The 19,966-nt window shown below is 58.3% G+C and carries 20 protein-coding genes; 14 read left to right on the top strand and 6 right to left on the bottom strand.

The genetic code is table 11. From position 1 onward, the window contains the following. Positions 1–32 precede the first annotated feature (32 nt). From FIV08_RS13895 to FIV08_RS13875, 5 genes are all read left to right on the top strand, one after another. Complete coding sequence (locus FIV08_RS13895) at positions 33–284, top strand: hypothetical protein (RefSeq protein ID WP_058092140.1); 252 nt, start codon at positions 33–35, stop codon at positions 282–284. Between the two features lie 79 nt (positions 285–363). Beyond that, positions 364–657 carry a hypothetical protein gene (locus tag FIV08_RS13890; RefSeq protein ID WP_061333913.1) on the top strand — a complete coding sequence of 98 codons (294 nt, stop codon included), beginning with the start codon at positions 364–366 and terminating at the stop codon, positions 655–657. 222 nt (positions 658–879) lie between these two features. Next, entirely contained in the window at positions 880–2,913 is a 2,034-nt protein-coding gene (locus tag FIV08_RS13885) for a PhoX family protein (protein WP_152438751.1), read from the top strand. Positions 2,914–3,129: 216 nt separating this feature from the next. Next, positions 3,130–4,770: a methyl-accepting chemotaxis protein gene (locus FIV08_RS13880; RefSeq protein WP_152438750.1), complete on the top strand. Its 1,641-nt coding sequence runs from the start codon at positions 3,130–3,132 to the stop codon at positions 4,768–4,770. Positions 4,771–4,811: 41 nt separating this feature from the next. After that, the gene (locus tag FIV08_RS13875; protein ID WP_152438749.1) at positions 4,812–5,195 is read left to right on the top strand and encodes a DUF4870 family protein; all 384 of its coding nucleotides are present in this window, start codon (positions 4,812–4,814) and stop codon (positions 5,193–5,195) included. Between the two features lie 8 nt (positions 5,196–5,203). Here the strand turns inward: FIV08_RS13875 and FIV08_RS13870 are convergent, their stop codons facing one another. Beyond that, positions 5,204–6,517 carry an MFS transporter gene (locus FIV08_RS13870; RefSeq protein WP_152438748.1) on the bottom strand — a complete coding sequence of 438 codons (1,314 nt, stop codon included), beginning with the start codon at positions 6,515–6,517 and terminating at the stop codon, positions 5,204–5,206. Between the two features lie 157 nt (positions 6,518–6,674). Between FIV08_RS13870 and FIV08_RS13865 the strand changes: the two genes are divergently transcribed. From FIV08_RS13865 to FIV08_RS13855, 3 genes are read left to right on the top strand one after another with little or no spacing between them, the layout of a single operon-like run. After that, complete coding sequence (locus FIV08_RS13865) at positions 6,675–7,514, top strand: 23S rRNA (adenine(2030)-N(6))-methyltransferase RlmJ (RefSeq protein WP_152438747.1); 840 nt, start codon at positions 6,675–6,677, stop codon at positions 7,512–7,514. Positions 7,515–7,535: 21 nt separating this feature from the next. Next, the gene (locus tag FIV08_RS13860) at positions 7,536–8,744 is read left to right on the top strand and encodes a MarR family transcriptional regulator (RefSeq protein ID WP_228715422.1); all 1,209 of its coding nucleotides are present in this window, start codon (positions 7,536–7,538) and stop codon (positions 8,742–8,744) included. A 9-nt stretch (positions 8,745–8,753) separates the two neighbouring features. Next, entirely contained in the window at positions 8,754–9,557 is an 804-nt protein-coding gene (locus tag FIV08_RS13855) for a mechanosensitive ion channel family protein (protein WP_152438745.1), read from the top strand. Between the two features lie 14 nt (positions 9,558–9,571). Here the strand turns inward: FIV08_RS13855 and dctP are convergent, their stop codons facing one another. Together dctP and FIV08_RS13845 are read right to left on the bottom strand one after the other, a co-directional pair. Next, entirely contained in the window at positions 9,572–10,627 is a 1,056-nt protein-coding gene (dctP, locus tag FIV08_RS13850) for a TRAP transporter substrate-binding protein DctP (protein WP_152438744.1), read from the bottom strand. A gap of 170 nt (positions 10,628–10,797) precedes the next feature. Then, a complete protein-coding gene (locus tag FIV08_RS13845) occupies positions 10,798–11,178 on the bottom strand; it encodes a DUF4168 domain-containing protein (protein WP_058092126.1) in 381 nt (126 codons plus the stop codon). 220 nt (positions 11,179–11,398) lie between these two features. Between FIV08_RS13845 and FIV08_RS13840 the strand changes: the two genes are divergently transcribed. The 4 genes from FIV08_RS13840 to FIV08_RS13825 are packed head-to-tail and all read left to right on the top strand — an operon-like array spanning position 11,399 to position 15,422. Continuing rightward, complete coding sequence (locus FIV08_RS13840) at positions 11,399–12,871, top strand: ATP-binding protein (RefSeq protein WP_152438743.1); 1,473 nt, start codon at positions 11,399–11,401, stop codon at positions 12,869–12,871. Continuing rightward, a complete protein-coding gene (locus tag FIV08_RS13835; protein ID WP_152438742.1) occupies positions 12,868–14,253 on the top strand; it encodes a sigma-54-dependent transcriptional regulator in 1,386 nt (461 codons plus the stop codon). Before FIV08_RS13840 ends, FIV08_RS13835 begins: the two co-directional genes overlap by 4 nt. After that, positions 14,246–15,151 carry a DMT family transporter gene (locus tag FIV08_RS13830; RefSeq protein WP_061331625.1) on the top strand — a complete coding sequence of 302 codons (906 nt, stop codon included), beginning with the start codon at positions 14,246–14,248 and terminating at the stop codon, positions 15,149–15,151. Before FIV08_RS13835 ends, FIV08_RS13830 begins: the two co-directional genes overlap by 8 nt. Further along, positions 15,144–15,422: a GIY-YIG nuclease family protein gene (locus FIV08_RS13825; RefSeq protein ID WP_152438741.1), complete on the top strand. Its 279-nt coding sequence runs from the start codon at positions 15,144–15,146 to the stop codon at positions 15,420–15,422. Before FIV08_RS13830 ends, FIV08_RS13825 begins: the two co-directional genes overlap by 8 nt. Here the strand turns inward: FIV08_RS13825 and FIV08_RS13820 are convergent. Continuing rightward, the gene (locus FIV08_RS13820; protein ID WP_152438740.1) at positions 15,400–16,293 is read right to left on the bottom strand and encodes an alpha/beta hydrolase; all 894 of its coding nucleotides are present in this window, start codon (positions 16,291–16,293) and stop codon (positions 15,400–15,402) included. The genes FIV08_RS13825 and FIV08_RS13820 overlap by 23 nt on opposite strands. Before the next feature lie 70 nt (positions 16,294–16,363). Here FIV08_RS13820 and FIV08_RS13815 point away from each other — a divergent pair, with 70 nt between their 5' ends. Together FIV08_RS13815 and FIV08_RS13810 are read left to right on the top strand one after the other, a co-directional pair. Next, positions 16,364–17,353, top strand: a complete 990-nt coding sequence (locus tag FIV08_RS13815) for an alpha/beta hydrolase (protein ID WP_152438739.1) — start codon at positions 16,364–16,366, stop codon at positions 17,351–17,353. A gap of 56 nt (positions 17,354–17,409) precedes the next feature. After that, complete coding sequence (locus FIV08_RS13810) at positions 17,410–18,066, top strand: OmpA family protein (protein ID WP_152438738.1); 657 nt, start codon at positions 17,410–17,412, stop codon at positions 18,064–18,066. An 86-nt stretch (positions 18,067–18,152) separates the two neighbouring features. Here the strand turns inward: FIV08_RS13810 and FIV08_RS13805 are convergent, their stop codons facing one another. Beyond that, positions 18,153–18,437, bottom strand: a complete 285-nt coding sequence (locus tag FIV08_RS13805) for a hypothetical protein (RefSeq protein WP_152438737.1) — start codon at positions 18,435–18,437, stop codon at positions 18,153–18,155. Positions 18,438–18,635: 198 nt separating this feature from the next. Next, positions 18,636–19,865, bottom strand: coding sequence for a phosphoglycerate dehydrogenase (gene serA / locus FIV08_RS13800; protein WP_152438736.1), 1,230 nt, complete (start codon positions 19,863–19,865; stop codon positions 18,636–18,638). Between the last annotated feature and the right edge of the window lie 101 nt (positions 19,866–19,966).

Below are 19,966 nucleotides of genomic sequence, written 5' to 3'. Positions count from 1 at the left end.
TTTCTCAAAACAAGAACAACAGGGAAGAAACTATGAGTGCCTCAAATCCTTCTCCTGCGATCATCTCCTGGAGCGTTCAGGAAAGGCTTCGCGAATACGTGCGGTCACGGCAACTGGCCGAGATCGTGTATCGGGACCCGGCAGGGCAGATATGCGTGGTGCATGAAGTTATCCGCGACCTCCTGAGCCGCGCCGGTCATGACTTTCTGGTATTGGGGAAAGGTAAAGTGGTCGGCGTGGAGCATGTCATCATGGTGGACGGCCAGCGGTTAACCAAAGAGTAATCGGCAGGTAATTGCTATCTAAAGGGCATCGGCCCTACTCTGTTGGTGTCGTAAACATGTATCAACAGAGGGATATGTTATGAACAAGCTCACACTGAGCGCACTGGCTTTGGTTGCAACTTTTGGTCTGGCAGCCTGCAGTTCTGAAAGCGACGAAGGTGCGGATTTTGAGCGAGCGGGCGAGAACGCCGGCGAGATGATGGATGATGCCACCGACGCTGCCGAGGAATCCTGGGAAAACGCCACGGGTCAGGATGAAAGTGCTTGGGGCGAGATGAAGGAAGGCGCCGAAGAAGCCGGTGAGGAAATGGGCGAAGCGGCTGACGAGGCCGGTGATGCCATGGAAGAGGGCTACGACGAGATGGTCCAGTAATCTTAGATATATTGGCTGGGCAGGGCACATAGGTGCCCTGCCTTTTTCTTCGATTTGACTCAATGTCGGATCCAGTGAGCGAATGGCCGAAAGGGCTAGATAGGCACATACCTACCGCTGTCATAAATATGACCAGCATTTGCAATCTCATCGTCAACCAAACGCAATGATTAGTCGCGACCATCAGGTTTCCGAAACATAACTCGATAAGAGAGAGAAACCATGGATAAGCGTCATCTCAATCCCGTTCATCAAGACCCAGGTTATGAGCCTGAGTGTAACAACTCCGGCAATCGCACCTTCGGCTCTATTCTTGAGGCCCGTCTCGCCCGTCGTGGCGTTTTGAAAGGCGGTCTTGCAGCTGCCGTTGCAGGCGTTTTTGGCGGGGCAGCTCTGACTGGATGCGGAGGTTCAAGCTCCTCTGGCGGTACGGGCGGTTCGACAACGGCGCCTGACCTTGTAGGCTTTAAGGCTGTTCCCGTGAGTGAGGCGGACTCCATTGTCGTGCCTGAAGGATATTCTGCTCGTGTGATTGGCGCCTGGGGCGACCCGATCTTGTCTAACGAGGGCGTTTTTCCTGAGTTCTCACTGGATAACTCCGGTGCTGATCAGGCGGCCCAGATCGGTTCACACCACGATGGCATGCATTACTTCCCGATTGAGGGTAGCTCGGAAGATGGTTTGCTTGTCCTGAACCATGAATACATCGAACCCCGCTTCATGCATCAAGCTGCTCAAGGTCAGAACTTCGGCAGCGGTTCTTTCCCGATGATTGATGAGTCAACCCGGGATACCGATCAGGTGCTTCGTGAAATGAATGCGCACGGTGTATCCGTGTACCGGGTGCAGCGTGATGCCAGCGGTGTGTGGGCGCCTGTGCCAGGAGATTCGTTCAACCGTCGCATCACCGCGCTGACTGCGATGGAAATTTCCGGTCCTGTCCGGGGCTCTGATTTTGTCAAAACCCAGTTCAGCCCGGCCGGCACCGAAACCCGTGGAACCCTGAACAACTGTGCTCATGGCGTAACACCCTGGAACACTTACATGATGTCTGAGGAGAATTGGGCGGGTTACTTCCTCAACACCGATGAGCAGCCGGATTCCCAAAGCCGCTACGGTGTTAACTCCTCGGGTTCGTCCCGCTATGCGTGGGAACTGGCGCAGAGCGGCGAAGAGCAGTACACCCGATTTAACGCCACTCCGTCCGGTGCGTCTGCAACGGATGACTTCCGTAATGAGCCCCATTGCTTTGGCTGGATAGTGGAGTTCGATCCGTTCGATTCAAGCTCCAAACCGGTCAAACGAACGGCGTTGGGTCGCTTTGCCCACGAAGGGGTCGTCTTTGCTCCTGCAATCGAGGGTCAGCCGGTTGTCTGTTACTCCGGTGATGACGCGCGCTTTGAGTACATCTACAAGTTCGTTAGTGCCCAGCCCTACCATGCCGCTACGGCCGGTGGACACCTTTTGGATTCTGGTACCTTATACGTCGCCAAGTTTAACGAAGACGGCAGCGGCGAGTGGATTCCCCTGGTCTTTGGTTTGGGTGAGTTGACTGCTGAGAATGGCTTCAGCAGCCAGGCGGATGTGTTGGTACGTACACGCTCTGCTGCCGATGCGGTCGGTGCTACCAAAATGGACCGTCCTGAGTGGGGGGCAGTAGATCCAAACACCCGCGAGGTGTACTTCACACTGACCAACAACTCCCGCCGGGAAGAAAGTGATGAAGCTAACCCGCGTGCTGCCAATCCCTGGGGACATATCATTCGCTGGCAGGAAGGAAATGACTCTGGAACTGCCATGGTATTCAACTGGGATATCTTCCTGCTGGCTGGTCCTGAGGACGATTCGGAATTTCAGAATGCTGGTCTGGATGATGATCAGAAATTTGTTAACCCCGATGGCCTTTGGTTTGACGCAGATTCCCGTCTGTGGATCCAGACCGACATCAGTGAGAGCGTCCAGAACAGTGGCGATTTTGCCCAGTTCGGTAATAACCAGATGCTGGCTGCAGACCCGGTCAATGGCGTTTTGCGCCGATTCCTGACAGGCCCTATTGGCCAGGAAATCACCGGCGTTGTCACCACCCCGGACCAGCGCACAATGTTTATCAACGTGCAGCACCCTGGCGCAACAACAAGCCGTGATGATTTTGAGAACGGCAACCTGATCAGCCACTGGCCAGACGGCGGAAACAGTATTCCGCGTTCTGCCACGGTGGTGATCACAAAGGATGACGGTGGCAAGATCGGCAGCTAACGCTCCGTCACGTTCCGCCCTGAAACCCGCGCCCTTGTGGCGCGGTTTTTTTTGTTACAGATTTCTATGAAAGTGCCGATAAATTGATCAGGGAGCCAATAGTGGCATCCAGAATCCACTAAAGTAGCAGTTATTAACCTGAATCATTTCTTTACTCTCAACGCTGGCCTTAAATAACAAAATGTTTGCGTACGCAATGATAAAGAAGAGGGCACCATGGGCTTACTCGATCGCGCTGCAATTATTTGGGGGGTGGGCATTGCTGTTGCGCTCGGCATTGCCTGTCTGTGGGTGGCACCGTTGTTAGGGCTGGATGCGGCCTCGATGTTGATTGGTCTGGTGCTTGGTCTGGTGGTGGCCGCCGGTTATCTGATTGTTCGGGTACTGGAGCCGATCGAGAAAGGCATTGCAGGCCTGAACGATGGCTCGCTTGCGGAAGGCCACCCCCTGAGAGCCCAATGCCAGCAGTTGCTGGAGGACGCCCGTGCCGGCAAGGCGCTGGTGGAAACCCTGTCTGACAGTGCCGACAAGAACGCCATTTCCGCCGCCGAAGTGTCCTACGCGGCGGATCAGGTGAAAAAACGCCTCGACCGGCAGGTGGAAGAAACCGCCCAGATGGCCGATTACGCCGGCAAGATAACCGAGTCTGTTCGTGAGTCGTCCGAGCAGGCCACCAACGCCGCCACCATGGCGTTGCAGAACCGGGAAGTCAGCGTTGAGGGGCGCCAGGCGCTGGTTTCCGCTATTGAAAGTGTCCGGATCGTGCATCAGCAGTCGGGCGAGAATCTCAGCCTGATTCAGGCTCTGAACGAAAAGTCCACCAAGATCCAGGGTGTTACCTCTACCATCCAGGGCATTGCTGAGCAGACCAACCTGCTGGCCCTGAACGCCGCTATCGAAGCAGCGCGGGCCGGTGATCAGGGCCGGGGCTTTGCCGTGGTGGCGGATGAGGTTCGACAGCTGGCGGGGCGCACTGCACAAGCGACCAGCGAAGTGGCGGAAACCCTGGAAGAAATCCAGGGCGATACTTCCCTGATCGTTGCCCGAATTGAGGACCTGGCCCGCTCCGTGGAGCAGGGGCTGACATCCGTTGAAAGCGTTGGCGCGCAGCTGGATCTGATTCGCGACCAATCCGACCGGGTGCAGCAGCAGGTTGCCCGTATTGCAGAGATTGACCAGGCCAATGAGCAGAGTCTGGAACAGGTGTTCTCTGTCATTGAATCGGTGCGAGATCATATTGCTGAAAGTGACAGCAGTGTGGCTTCTCTGGCGGGCCAGGCGGCCACCCTGATGGAACTGGCGGAAAACGCCAATGCCGCGTTCGCGTTGAACAGTAGTCAAAGTTACCACCGATCGTTCTTTGATCAGGCGCGTGCGGGAGCCGCCCAGATCGGTGAGCTTTTTGAGCAGGCCATTCAGCAGGGCAAACTGAGCGAATCGGCCCTATTCGAGAAGAAGCGAGAGCCGATCCCGAACACCAACCCCCAGCAATACAGCAGCGCCTTCGACCGTTTCACTGACCAGGTGTTGCCAGCGGTGCAGGAGAACATCAAGAATTCCCACGATGCCATCGTCTTCTCCATTGCCTGCGCCCCGGACGGTTACGTGCCCACCCACAATCGGGATTTTGCCCACCCGCCCACCGGTAACCCCGAAGTGGATCTGGTGAAAAGCCGGAGCAAGCGACTGTTCAATGATCGCACCGGTATTCGTTGTGGTAGCCACACTCAGGACATGCTGTTGCAAACCTACCGGCGCGATACCGGTGAGATCATGCATGACCTGTCGGTGCCCATCTATGTCAACGGCAAGCACTGGGGTGGTTTCCGGATCGGCTATCGGCCTTCCGGGCACTGAGCTTCGCTGCTATGCTGCGGGTTTGGTTGAAGGAGTTGCCCGTGGCTGAGCCTGAGTTTATTCCCGCTGAATCGAATCATAACAAACCGCAGGGTACGGATGCGGCCCGTAATCTGGCGATTACTGTCTACATTCTGCAGGCGTTGTCGTTGTTGCTTGGGGGAGTTCTCCTCGGCTTCGTCACTGCTCTGGCCGGAGTGATCATCAACTACGTCAAGATGGATGAGGTGCGTGGCACCTGGATTGAGCCCCATTTTCGCTGGCAGATCCGCACCTTCTGGATTGGTCTGCTGTGGCTGGTCATCGGCACCCTTACCCTGATGGTTATTATTGGCTGGTTTATCCTTCTGGGGATGGCTATCTGGGTGATTTATCGCATTGTTAAAGGCGCCCTGGCGCTGAACGACGGCAAGGCACCCGAGTAACGGGATGCTCAGTCTTCAGTGACCTCTTTCAGGCGCAGGGCGCTGACCATTCCGGTAAAGCCCATCAGCCCCAGTACGATAATCACCGCGATGTCTGAAATCAGCGACAGCGCGGCGGTAATCCCCCCGGTTACCAGCAGCAGAACCCCGATCACCGTATTGCTGACGGCGGTATAGTCTGTGCGTTTGTTGCCACCGGCCATATCCACCAGGTAGGTTTTACGCCCCAGGCGCACGCCGGCATGGGCGATGCTCAGAACAAAGAATGCGGCGGGGTAGAACCAGGCACCGCCTACATCCGGCCCGAAGATCAAGGCACTGAAGCCTACCAGCAGGCAGACGGCGCTGGCCATGGCTGCGCCCCGTATGATGACCCGCCGGCTTGAGGTATCCGCCGCCCAGCCCCAGAAACTGGCACTGACCGAGCTGGCCAGGCTACTGGCCAACAGAAACACCCCGAGCATCCAGCCGACATCCGATTGCTTCTGCGCCAGCACCACGAAATAGGGCGACGCCAGGGCAGAGCAGAGCAGCAGCGCCCGTGTAACCACGAAATGGCGAAAGGGCGCATCGTCTCTCAGCAGCGACAGGCTTTGGACAGCCTCAGTCATGGCGTTACTGCCACCACCGGTTTCACCGGGGAATTCTTCCACACTGGCGAACAGAACACCGGCGATGATCCACAGCGCGGCTGCGAGCAGCAGAAGCAGGCTGTAGAACCCTAGGGTTGGATCGCCACGATCCCAGAACAGCAGAGCGGCCATGGCGACCGTCAGGGAGCCGCCAATGGTGGTGGCAAGGCCAGACAACCGGCCCCGACGGGTTTTCGGGATGCACTTGCCCTGAACGTCTTTCATGGCCACTGAGCAAAAGCCCCGGGCCAGGGAAAACACCACCAACCCTGCAACGATGCTCAGGCCGGCGGCATAACCTTCCAGAAACCAGACGCTGGCGGCCATACCAACCACGCTGACTGACTGCCCGAAGCTACCCAGTGTCCAGAACCACTTGCGCACCGCCTTGCGCCGAACCCAGGCGGCAATCACCATTTGAGGCACCATGGAACCGGATTCGCGTATCGGCACCAGCCAGGCCACCAGGGCAGGGGCGCCGACGGCGCTCATCATCCACGCCAGAACGGTTTTCGGGCTGATCAGAAGGTCGCCGAGCTTGGTCAAAACATTGGCCGCAAGAATCAGAAAGAAATTCCTGGGCACCTCCCGACAGGCCTCCTCGGGGATGTCTTTGCAGACCCTGGCGTCTTCTTCGTTGGCGATGAGGGCATACAGCTGGTCAACGGGGGCGTTACTCTGGCCAGGCAAGGTGATTCTCCTTATTTTACAAGAACGCAAGCATAGCAGGTTGCCGGGTGCCTGATCACCGGCTTGGAGGGTGCAAGTGCCACGCTGCGGGCTTCCAGCAGGGTTGCCTGGGCCCGGCAGGTGATGCTTAATGGGCGCCTGAGATCAGGAGCCCGATATGCTGAGTTACCTTCACGCTTTTCACGCTGGCAACTTTGCCGATGTGCAAAAACACGCTGCCCTCACGCTGGCGCTGGCCATGATGCAGGCGAAAAAGACCCCGATTGCCTGTTTTGATACCCACGCCGGCAGTGCCATGTACGATCTGGCCAGCGACCGGGCCAGGAAAACGTCGGAGGCCGACAGCGGTATCCAGCGATTGTGGGCCATGCGCCAGAGGCTGGCGTCACCGGACTGGCGTCCGATACTGGAGGTGCTGGCACGTCATAATGGTGCTGGTAAAACCCTTGCCCATTATCCCGGTTCTCCCGCCTGGTTTGCGGAATTTGCCCGCCCTGGTGATTCCGTGACGGCGTTTGAACTGCACCCTTCCGAGCGGCGAGCTCTGGAAGCCTGGGCCCGTGATGCCGGTGTCCGGGTGCTTCAACAGGATGGTTTGACAGGACTGGTGCGGCAGTTGCCGCCGCCCCAGCCAAGACTGCTGACCCTGATAGATCCCTCCTATGAGATCAAAGACGATTACCAGCAGGTTTCGGATACTTTGCACAAGGCATGGAAAAAATGCCGTCACGGGGTCTATCTTATCTGGTATCCCATGCTGACCAGCGGATTGGAGCAGCGCCTGATCAGTGAGCTGGAAAAAGGCGAGGTGCGCAAGATCCTGTGCCATGAGGTGCGGCTGGATCAGCCGCCGGAGCGCGGCATGGTCGGGTCAGGTATGTTGGTGGTGAACCCGCCATGGGGCTTTGAACAACGCCTGGCCGCTATGATGGATGATGTGCAGGGAGAGCCCGGGCTCGGCTTGTCCCAATCCTTGGACTGGCTGGTTCCGGAATGACCTGGCGGGAGTAACGCATTGGTGAATGACGTTGTAGAAGACCACCCGTATCTGCCTGGCGGACTGATTCCGCTGGAGCAATGGAAAACCCCTGAGACCTCGGTTCAGAAAACCATCCGCGGCGCCTTTCGGGACATTCTCGACCAGTTGAGAGCCGGTATCAGCCCGGAGGAACAGGCATTCCAGAGCCTGGATGATCTGCCGATGCTGTCTGGGGACCGGCTGAAGGAGTTTGCACCGGAACCGGATGCCGCATTGCTGGCGCAGGTATTGGTGGACCAGTTCGATCAGCTACACCGTGACGGAGCCAGCCATCGCGAGGTGAACTTTGTGGTGGCGCCTCCGTTTTCGGGGGTGCCGGAGGCCCTGCGCTGCCTGTCCTGGAGGGTGCTGACACCTCCGGATAACCTGTTGATGACAGAGCAGGACGCTGGTGCCTGGTGGGATGAACAACTGTCTGGCGGCGACTGGGTCATTCCGGAACTGGCGGATTTCTGGCTCAGGCATCCGGCCGGGTTGAATCTGCTTCGGGAACTCTTCGCTCGCATCGCGCTGGACCATGCCGGTAATGGCATGGTTGGCTGTTCCAGCTGGTGCTGGCAGTTCTGGCGCCAGTATTCGCCGGAGCTCAGCCTGGCGCCCTATACCCTGGCGCCGCTTACCGGTGAGCAATTGACCCGATGGCTGGATTACCTGGCGTCCGGCGACGGAGAGCAGCAGGTTACCGCCAGAATGACTCGCGACGGGCTGTATGTACTGCCGGCGCCCCAGCAGGACTCTGACCTGAAATACAGCAGCTTCACCCAGGATCTGGCAACGCTTGCCCGGGGCAACCGGGGCGTGGCCCTCGCCATCTGGCAACGCACCTTGCGGGCACGGCCCGAGAAAGATGATGAAGACACAGGCAAGGAAGTTGTCCGGCTGGCCGGGCGCCGGTGCTGGGTTGCTCCGCTGGATCAGATCAGCCTGCCCTCGGTGCCGGCGAGTGCCGGACGGCAGCCTAGCCACATTTTGCATGCCTTGCTGCTGCACGACGGCTTGAATGCCGAGCAGTTGGCGTTGGTGACCGGAATGCAGAAACAGGATATCGCCCTGACGCTGGACAGGTTGATCCGGGCAGAGCTGGTGGGCCGCGCACCTGAATCGGATGTGTATCGGGTCACCCCGCTGGGGTATCCCGCCGTTCGCAAGAACCTCCAGGCCCGGGGCTATCCCGTGGATGGCTTTTAGGAGATCGGGATGGGCGATATAGGCTTCAAGGAGACATTTGCTTCGATCACTACCGACGCGTTGCTGAACGCATTGATGGTGGTGATACTGGCATCGTTAGTGATCATGCTGGTGCAGAAGCTGCTTCCGGCCCTCGCCGGCAAGCTCGGGGGCAAGCTCAGGCTTTACCTGCTGGCGTCAGTACCGCTGCTGCGGTTACTGATTATTGTGCTGGCCATCGTGACGGTAGTGCCCATTCTGGTGGAGCCATCTTTTGAAAACATGGTGGCGATTTTCGGGGCCCTGGGCCTGGCGCTAGGTTTTGCCTTCAAGGATTACGCCAACAGCCTGATCGCGGGTATTGTGACCCTGTATGAGATGCCTTACCGTCCGGGGGACTGGATTGAGGTGGACGGTCGGTACGGTGAGGTGAGGTCTATCGGTACCCGGGCAGCGGAAATTGTCACCCTGGATGACACCGTGATCGTGATTCCCCACAGCCTGCTATGGAATACCCTGCTGGCGAACGGCAATGACGGCACCAACAACCTGATGTGTGTGGCCGAGCTGCACCTGGACCCGAACCACAACGTGGCGCGGATGCAGCAGCTGTTTCGGGACGTGGTGTTTACCTGCCCGTTGACCAAAACCTATCAGCCGGTGATTGTGACCGTTTCCGCAACCGACGACGCCATGCGCTACCGCCTCAAGGCCTACCCATTGGAGCCCAGGGAGCAGAGCCCGTTTATCTCGGACCTGACCGCAAGAGCGGCCGATGTCTGTGCCCGGGAAGGCGTTCGCATGGTATCAAAAAGGGTGACTGACGCAGACTAGAGCTCCATGGAGCACTAGGGCTGCGTCCATTCATCCACAAATTCCAGAAGGGCCCGGCCGGTTTCACCGGTCTGTTTGAGATACTTGTCGCGCACTGGCAGGCTGGCCTGCCGGAATCGTTCACGCTCATCGTCATCCAGAAGTACTACCTGTATATCGCCGGCTTCCACCATACTTTCGAGGCGCTGCTGATTGAGTGCTTCCTGACTTTCCCAGGCGAAACCCGCCAGGTCCCGTACCGCGTCGTTCAGCCAATTTCGTTCCCGGTCGGGCAGGTCGTTGTACCATTGCTGGTTCGACACGATAGAAGCGACAAAATAAGAAGCCCTGGCCATGGTGAGGGTGGTCTGCACTTCGTGGAAGTCCATTTCCTCAATGGCAAACACCGGGTTGGCCTGGCCGTCGATCTTGCGTAGCTGAAGGTCACTGTAGACCTGGGAATAGGGCGTCTGGACCGGTTCCGCACCGTACGCACGGTAAGCCTCGGCAGCCATATTTGACGTCATCGTACGGATGCGCAAGCCCTGAAAGTCGTCTGGCGAGCGCAGGGGCTTATTGGCGGTCCAGGTCATCCAGCCTTCCGGAATAAAACCCAACAGTTGCAAGCCGGTTTGCTGGTAGGGCTGCTGGAATTGTGCAATCAGTTCCGGGGCTTCCAGTAACTGGCGAGCGTCTTCCGGTTGCTCGGGCATAAGAAAGTGCAGGTTGAAAATGCCGGCTTCCGGAACCGTGTCGGCCAGGTGCCCGGGCGAGGCAAAGGCCAGGTTCACCGAGCCATTGCGGGCCAGTTCGGTGAGCTGCGTGGAGGTACCCAGAGACCCGTAAGGAAAGACGTCCACTTCAATAAGGCCGTCCGAAATATCCTCAATATGGGCGCGGAATGCTTCTGCGTACTGATGCTGCACGCTGCCTTCAATCTCTTCCAGGGCAAAGCGCCAGGTGATCGGGTATTTCTCCGAGATGGTTTGCTGGCCGCCTTGGTCGCCGGGTGAAGGGTCGTCGGAACATCCGGAAAGCATCGCGGTGCAGGCTGCCAGTGCCAGCCAGTGGCGGACGTGGTTTTTGATCATAGCGGGCGGACTCCGGTCCGGAAAGATGGAAAGCTGTTGGTTTCTCCTGACGGAAAAGGTACCACAAGATAGACCGGTAGGCAGATCCGGAGGGGGCAATATTACAGGGCAGGAAATAAAAAGCCCCGCCTGGTGCGGGGCTGAGGGACGAGCCGGTTTGCAGGGTTCGCTTACATCATGGAGTCAACGCGGTTGCGTACTTCCGGATTGCTGCTGTAAGCCGTCGCGATGGCGTTATAGGTCGGAATATCCATACCGACTTCCTCGATCACGCCCACCATTTTGTCGTTGGCTTCCATTTGCAGTTCCTGGGCCTCTTGCTGGGAATCAGCCGCTTCAATCTTCGCAATGTAGTCCTCACGAACTTCCATGACGCCGGATTGTGCTTCCACGAACTGCTGCAGCTCGGAATCGCTGTAGTTGGCATCCTGAGCATTCTGAGCCGCTGGGTCTGCGTATTCAGCGCCTTGCTGAGCATCTTGCTGGGCAATGGCAGGTGCAGCCGCGAGCATGGCCAGGGAAGCGGTAATGGAAATCAGCAGTTTATTCATAAAAAAGCTCCTTGAGGTTTGGCGGGTCATTAAGACGTTCCGCCGATTTGTGAAACACGCCAAAGACATAACAAGTGCTGTGCCAACTTTTTCAAATGGCATTAAGATCAATAAAAACAGTTGGTTATATTTATTTTGGCATTACGTTCGGGTAATTCTGGTTGTGGCGAAATGCCACATGTGGCACAAATGCTGTGACACTTCTACATAGGAATCGCTCATGGCTTCCCTTGGCCGCCGAATTGGTGACCTGTTTCGTTCGTTGCAGCTGACGCTGGTTCTGAGCATCGTGGTTCCGCTGCTGCTGTTCAGCGGTATTGCGATATACATCGGCCTGGGCGCGGTTGAAAAAGCATTGAATGAACGCCTTCGTGAAGACCTTGAGCTGGTTGCCAGGGCGGTCAGCGGCCCCCTGTCCAATGCCCTGGTCGAGCAAGATGAGCTGGTGCTTGGGGAATCCCTCAAGTCCATCTTCCAGATCGGCCGCATTTCCGGAGCGTCTGTCTTTGATGAGGAAGGTAACCGGGTGGCCAGCCTGGGTGTCGCGGATTCAGACGTTACCAACAGCGTTAGTGCCGAGCGGGTGATCGCCAGTGGCGAGCTGGGCGGTGCTTTCCGGCGAGTTGATGGCGAATCGGTGTTCTCACAGTTTACGCCGCTGGTGGGCGAAGACGGCCGTATTCAGGGGCTGCTCCAGGTAACCCGCCAGCGCAGCGACTTTCATGACCTGGTGGCGTCCAGCCGTTGGTGGGCGGTGGGGATATGGTCTGTACTCGCTGTGACCATCATCCTGGTGGTCGTACTCGGACACTACCGTACCGTGGGGCGCCACGTGAATGGACTGATGGAGAACATGGAAAACCTGGCGCCGGGCCATTGGCTTCTGGCGACCCCTGCGGCAGGCCCGCGGGAGCTCCGACAGATTCACCGGGGTATTCGGGATATGGGCCGGCGTATGGCTGACGCCGAGGCAGAGATTGAAGACCGTATTGCCCGGGAGAGGGCTCTGGCGGAACAGCTGGAGTATCAGGAGAAAGTGGCCATGATCGGCCGGGTTGCCGGCGGGGTGGCACACGAGTTGGGAGCGCCGCTGAATGTGATTCAGGGGCGGGCCCGGATACTCGCCAGGGCCGGGCTGCCGGACGATCAACAGCGGCACCTGAAAGATATCGAGCACCAGGTGCAGCGGATGACCACCATCATTCAGCAGTTGTTGGACTGTTTCCGCCATGTGCCGGACTCCCGGCGGCCACTGGACCTGTCCGATGTGCTGCAGGACGTGATGTCCCGCGTCTCGGAGGACGAGCGGTGCAGCCATTGCCAGGTTGAAACCGAGGGTATCGATCGATCCATGCCTACCCGAGCGGAGCCCCTTCGGATTGGTCTGGCGTGCCTGAATGTGATCCGTAACGCCTGCCAGTCTGCCCGCAGCTGGCTAAGGGTAACGGCCCATCAGTCCGATGATTACTGGGAAATCCGGGTAGAGGATGACGGCCCGGGCATCGCGCCTGAGGATAGGGACAAGATCTTCGAGCCCTTCTACAGTACCCGCCCTGCTGGCGAGGGCACCGGCCTGGGGCTGGCCGTTGTGAACAGCGTCATAAAGGAACATGGAGGTCGTGTGGGTGTGGAGGAGAGTAGCCTGGGCGGGTGTCGAATGAGTCTGTATTTTCCCAGGGAGACCGGCATATGAGTGATTCGGTAGCAACCATATTACTGGTTGAGGATGACCAGAGCCTGGGCCAGTTGCTGGCCGAAGAGCTGGAGATGGACGGTTACACCATGCTCCGGGCCGGGACCGTTGATGAGGCCCGGCAGCAGCTGGGGGAACAACGGCCAAGCCTGATCGTCTCGGACCTGCGACTGCCGGATGGCGACGGCCTGCAGGTGCTGTCGTTTCAGCAGGCAGAGCATCCGGGCATTCCGTTTATCGTGATTACCGCCTTTGGCACGGTCGATCAGGCGGTGGATGCACTGAAAGCCGGTGCCGATGATTTTCTGACCAAGCCACTTTCGACGGACCACCTGAGGCTCAAGATAAAGCGGCTGTTGGCCCAGGCGGACATCAACCGGCAGTTGGCGGAGATTCAGGCCAGTCAGAATGGTGGAAATAACCTGGGCCTGGTGGGCGACAGTCCGGCCATGGCGCGCTTGCGCACCGAAATCCGGCAGGTGGCCCGTAGCCAGGCGGCGGTTCTGATCAACGGTGAAAGCGGGACCGGCAAGGAGCTGGTGGCCCGGGCAGTGCACCAGCAGAGTGATCGGGCCGGGCAGGCCTTTCTGGCCGTTAACTGTGCGGGCATTCCGCCGGACCTGATGGAAAGTGAATTCTTTGGCCATGAAGCCGGCGCCTTTACCGGCGCCAGACAGGGGCGCAAGGGGCTGTTTGCGGAAGCCAGTGGTGGCACCTTGTTGCTGGACGAGATTGGTGAGATGCCCCTGGCTCTGCAGGCCAAGCTGCTCCGGGTGCTTCAGGAAGGCTCCATCAAGCCGGTTGGCTCTGATCATGAGGAAACCGTGGATGTGCGGATTCTCGCCGCCACCCACGTTGATCTTATGAAGGCGGTGGAGCAGGGGGAGTTCCGGGAGGATCTGTACTATCGGCTGGAAACCCTGTCTCTCGGTATTCCGCCACTCCGGGAACGGGGTGAGGATGTTGAATTGCTGGCGATGCATTTCCTCAAGGAAGCCTGCCGCCGCCATAACCGGGGGTTTATCAAACTCAGTGATGTGACCCTTCGAGTGCTTCGGGACTATCCGTTCCCCGGTAACGTTCGGGAGCTGTCCAGTGCCATTGAGCGGGCGGTTACCTTCTGTGAGGGCGATACCATTCAACCGGAGCACTTGCCGCAGCGTATCCGAAAGCGTCAGGGGGCCTCGGCCCAGCCGCTGGCAGCGCCGGGTTCGGTGAATCTGTCAGAGTGGCCGACGCTGGAAGCCTTACAACAGGACTATGTGCGCCGGGTCATGGCGGCGGTGGATGGTAACAAGCGTCGGGCAGCCCAGATTCTGGGTATCAACCGGCGGACGCTTTACCGCTGGCTGGAAACCGAAACAGGACCGGCAAATGACTAATCAGAAGCAGGCCATGCTCTATGGCCTGGCAACCGTGTTGCTGTGGTCCACTGTGGCAACCGCCTTCAAACTGGCCCTGGCCGAGCTGGCTCCGGTGCAGATGTTGCTGGTGGCTTGCGCCGCTTCAGTATTGGTCATGGGTGGAATCCTGATGGCCCAGGGCCGTTGGCATCTGGTATTTGAACTTTCCCGGCGGCAGTACCTGCAGTCTGTCGGGATGGGTCTGATCAACCCGTGCCTGTACTATTTCTTCCTGTTCGGCGCCTTTGACCGCCTGCCGGCGCAGGAAGCGCAGCCTCTCAACTATACCTGGGCGTTGGTGCTTGCTTATCTTTCGGTGCCTTTTCTGGGCCAGAAACTGCGCCGCATCGACATCCTGGCTGGTCTGGTTTGCTATGCCGGCGTGGTGGTCATTGCTACCCGGGGCGCGGTCACCAGCCTCAGCTTTTCAGATCCGCTGGGCGTCGCCTTCGCGTTGGGTAGCACCCTGGTGTGGGCCAGCTACTGGATTATTGCCACCCGCGACACCCGTGACCCTGTGGTTGGCCTGTTCCTGAATTTCCTGTTTGGCTTGCCGTTCATAACCCTGGCGTGCTGGTACACGGTGGGGCTCGAACTGCCGCTGGGCCGATCCCTGACCGCGGCGGTCTATGTGGGTGTGTTCGAGATGGGAATCGCCTTTGTGCTCTGGTCCCAGGCTATGAAAAAGGCTGAGAACACGGCGAAGGTCAGCAACCTGATCTTCATCTCACCGTTTCTGTCATTGGTGTTTATCTACTTCATTCTCGGCGAAACCATCATGCCGTCTACCTACGTCGGGCTGACGCTGATCATGGCCGGGTTGTGGTTGCAGCAGCAGAAGGTTCGGGTTAGGCAGCGGGGGCTCGACCATGGATGAGGGCTGGTACCTCTATCTGGTTCGCACCAGAACCGGCAGCCTGTATACCGGCATTACCACAGACGTGGAACGCCGCTTCTCAGAGCATCAGGCGGGGGCGCCCAAGGGGGCCCGCAGCCTGCGGGGCAAAGGGCCTTTGACCCTGGCATTCCAGGCATCGGTCGGCAACCGTAGCCGGGCCTCGCAACTGGAATGGCAGGTCAAACGCTGGTCCAAAGCCCGTAAGGAAGCGCTTATCAGAGGTGCTCTCAGCTTGCCATATGGGTCCTGACATGGTCGGCGGCAACCTGCACGGCCTCAGTGGCGCGGTCCAGTTGGCCGCAATGGACCTGAAACACGTGCCACAGGTTATTGTAGATCTCCAGCCGGGTTGCTACGCCATCTCGCTTGGCGATATCTGCCAGCCGGGTAGCATCGTTCAGCAGGATTTCCTCGCTGCCAACCTGGATCAGTAACGGCGGCAAGTTATCCAACTGGCCATACACCGGCGATACCAGTGGCGTGGTCAGCGGTGTGTCGCCGGCGTACATTCGGGCGGCGTTGGCGGTCCAGCTTTCCTGTAACACCGGCTCGCGTTCCGGCTGATAGAGCGCGCCCTGGCTGAGATCAACCCAAGGCGAGAAACAGGTGATTGAGGAGGGCAGCGGGTGTTTGTGGTCACGCAATTTCATCGCCAGAGCGATGGATAACCCGCCGCCGGCCGAATCACCGGCCAAGGCAAGGCTATTGGCCGACAGCCCCTGGCTGATCAGCGCCAGGTAAACGGATTCGGCATCATCCAGCGCCGCCGGGAACGGATGTTCCGGAGCCAGTCGGTAATCGGGGGTAATCACTTCGCACCCGGACAGCTTGGCCAGGTGCCCGGTGATACCCCGATGGGTGCTGGCGGAGCCAATGATGTAGCCGCCGCCGTGGAGGTAGAGGATCGTTCCGGATGGCGTTGCTGTTGCCGTGGTTCGCACCACGGGAACATCGCCCAGATCGTCCCGGACAAACCGGGCGCTGCGCGGCGGTACGGACGACCGGTAGGCCTGGCGAATCAGCTGGCGTTGCAGTTTCAGGGGTACAGCATTCGAGAGCATCGGGCGGACCAAGCGCTGCATTGTCTGGCGCAGCCCGGCTTCAAGAAGCGGCTGGAACATCTGTGTTCTCCCTCGTGAATGCGTTAGGATGTCGAACAATTCTCGATTCATGACAGGCGTTTAACTCTACGTGTACTGGAAAACAGATACCATAGAAATTCCGAACTGGGACAGACATTCTTTGCTGGATCGTCTGGAACCCTTTGATCCGGCCATCAACCGTGAACTCAGTGTCGAGATGGAGGCCTACTGCCGTTTTTATGGCCTGGACTTATGGGTAGAGCACCCGGAGGTTACTTACCATCAGGGTTACATCAAGGCTGAACGGCATGAGGTGATGGTTCATTACTTCCGGCTGCCGGAGTCGTCGGCCCCCAAGGGCACGGTGTTCATCCTGCACGGTTATTTTGATCATGTGGGGCTCTACACGCAGCTGATTGACCGCTGTCTTGGTGCCGGTTTTGATGTCTTGGCCTACGACCAGCCGGGGCACGGGCTTTCGAGCGGCACACCGGCCGCCATCGGCAGCTTCCTGGAATACCAGGCGGTGTTGTCGGAGGTGATGGCGCGGGTGCGGGAAAAAATTCGCGGCCCCTGGTTTGCAGTAGGGCAGAGTACGGGCGGGGCGATTCTGATCGACTACCTGTTGTCGAATCACCATAGCCGGGAAACCTCGGATTTCCGCAGAGTGGTGTTGCTGGCGCCGCTGGTGCGCCCCATGGGGTGGCTGGGAGCCAAGATTCTGCACAGTCTGGTCAAACCCTTTCTGACCCGCTGGCGCAGGGTGTTCGGCACCAACAGTGGCAATGCCCGCTTTCTGGACTTTCTGCGGGAGCATGATCCCCTGCAGGCCAGGGCCGTGCATGTGGATTGGGTGACTGCCCTGCGTAAATGGGTGCCACATATAGAATCGGCACGGCCGGTGGATTTTCCGGTGACGGTGGTTCAGGGGGAAAAGGATCTGACCGTGGACTGGCAGCACAATTTGCGGATTATCCGGAATAAATTTGCCTCAGTAAGGGAACAAAGAATCCCGGATGGGCGTCATCATCTGGTAAACGAAGCGCAGGATTTGCAGTCGACGGTGTTTAACACCATTATTGATACTTTCATCGAGTAATACATTGGTTTGTGCCACGCGTGGCCGCCAGCCAGGAACTGAAGCAGGAGAACACAGTGAAAAAGACCATTCTTGCCTTTGCAGTGGCAACCGTTGGCCTTAGCGGTTGTATGACTTACGACCCGTACACCGGCGAAGAGAAAACCTCCAGTGCCACCAAGGGCAGTATTATTGGCGCCATAGGCGGTGCTGCTGTGGGTGCGGCAACCTCCAGCAAAAGCGACCGCGGCAAGGGCGCCCTGATCGGCGCCGCCGGTGGTGCTGCTATTGGTGGCGGTATCGGCTACTACATGGATCGTCAGGAAGCCGAGCTGCGTCATAAGCTGGAAGGCACTGGCGTTCGGGTGGTTCGTAACGGTGACCAGATTGAATTGATCATGCCTGGCAACATCACGTTCGATACTAACCAGTCCACCATCCGCCCTGGCTTCAACGACACCCTGGAATCCGTGGCTCTGGTGCTCAAGGAATTCGACAAGACGATTATCCAGATCGAAGGCCACACCGACAGCACAGGATCTGAAAACTACAACCAGCTGTTGTCAGAGCGCCGCGCGTCATCCGTTCGTGACTTCCTGCTGAATCAAGGCATTGAACCAGGCCGGACCCGCGCGGTGGGCTATGGCCAGCGTTATCCGATTGCCTCCAACGACACCGCTTCTGGTCGTGAGCAGAACCGCCGTGTTGAGTTGACCCTGGTACCGATGCAGTAAAGCCCGGCCGGGTTTTGCCATCGCCCAACGAAAAAGCCCCGGCTGCAAAGACCGGGGCATTTTTTGCGGTGTTGGCAGGTGTGGCGTCAGTTGGTGTTGCTGGGCAGCCACTCATCAATGCGTTTTTTGAGGTCATCCAGCTGGTTCTCGCCAGACTCTTTCAGCTCGCCCAGCTTGGTCCGGGCCGTTTCAATCTGGTCTTCCATTGCCTGGATGCGCTCTGAGAAATCTCTCTGAATCTGGGCCTCAGCTTCTTCGTCCTTTGCTTTGGCAATTTTCTCATTGGCCTCGGCTCTCAGGCTTTCGATCTGTTTGCTCCAGTGTTCAGTCTGGGTTTCCAGTTTCCGCTGCAAAGAATCCTTCAGTGACATAGCTAACTCTCCTGTCAGGCCGGGCAGTTGCCCCGGCCATTTCAATGAGTGGTACCTATCAGCATGGCCTCGGGCGCCGGAAACTCAAGGGCGTCAGGATTAAGTTTTGTTGAAGTCACCTTGATTCGGGGTATTGTGGCCCGACATGGCATAAAAAAAACCGGAGCCAGGCCCCGGTTTTTAGCGTAAGCACTGCGCTCAGAACAGTACCCGACAACGGATAGTGCCTTTCACCTGGCGCAGTTTTTCCAGCGCCAGTTCGCCGTAGGCCTTGTCGACATCAATAACCACATAACCGATGTCTTCCTTGGTTTGAAGGTACTGGCCACACACGTTGATGCCGTTCTCGGAGAATACCTGGTTGATCTCGGACATCACCCCTGGCACGTTCTCGTGGATGTGCAGCAGGCGGTGCTGGTTCGGGTGCGACGGCAGGGCGACTTCCGGGAAGTTCACAGAAGACACAGACGTGCCGTTGTCGCTGTACATGGCCAGCTTTTCGGCCACTTCACGGCCGATGTTTTCCTGGGCCTCAATGGTAGAGCCGCCCACGTGTGGGGTCAGGATGCAGTTGTCGAACTCGCGCAGCGGAGAGATAAACTCTTCATCGTTGGACTTCGGTTCAACCGGGAATACGTCGATGGCAGCACCCAGCAGCTTGCCGGAACGCAGGGCATCAGCAAGGGCGTCGATGTCGACCACGGTACCGCGGGAGGCGTTCATCAGGATGGAGCCAGGCTTCATCTGGGCGAATTGCTCGGCCTTGAACATGTACTTGGTGGCCGGGGTTTCCGGCACGTGCAGGGAAACCACGTCTGCGATGTTCAGCAGCTCCTGCAGGGTGCCCACCTGGGTGGCGTTGCCGATCGGCAGCTTGGACACCACGTCGTAGAAGTACACGTCCATGCCCAGGCTCTCGGCCAGCACGCTGAACTGGGTGCCGATGTTGCCGTAACCGATAATGCCCAGCTTCTTGCCACGGATTTCGTAGCTGTTCTTGGCGGATTTCAGCCATTCGCCCCGGTGCGCCTTGGCGCTCTTCTCAGGCACGCCGCGCAGCAGCAGGATGGCCTGGGCCAATACCAGCTCGGCGACGGAGCGAGTGTTGGAAAACGGTGCGTTGAATACCGCAACACCACGGCGGGTGGCGGCTTGCAGGTCGACCTGGTTGGTGCCAATACAGAAACAGCCCACGGCCACCAGCTTCTTGGCGGCGTCAAATACCTTCTCGGTCAACTGGGTGCGGGAGCGAATACCGACGAAGTGCGCATCGGCAATCTTCTCGATCAGCTCTTCCTCGCCCAGGGAATGGGACAGGTACTCAATGTTGGTGTAACCCGCAGCGTTCAGGGTATCAATGGCGGATTGATGCACGCCTTCCAGCAGCAGGATCCGGATTTTGCTCTTTTCGAGAGACGTATTTGACATGGGCTTGCTTCCGAACCTTTCGTCACGTGAAATGACCGCGGCCGGGGATCGTCAACCCGGCTCACAGAACAGGGGCGGTATGATACCATAAAAGGAACTTT

The sequence above is a fragment of the Marinobacter sp. THAF197a genome (assembly GCF_009363275.1).
Lineage (GTDB): Bacteria > Pseudomonadota > Gammaproteobacteria > Pseudomonadales > Oleiphilaceae > Marinobacter.
This window is presented reverse-complemented; position numbering and strand designations above follow the sequence as displayed.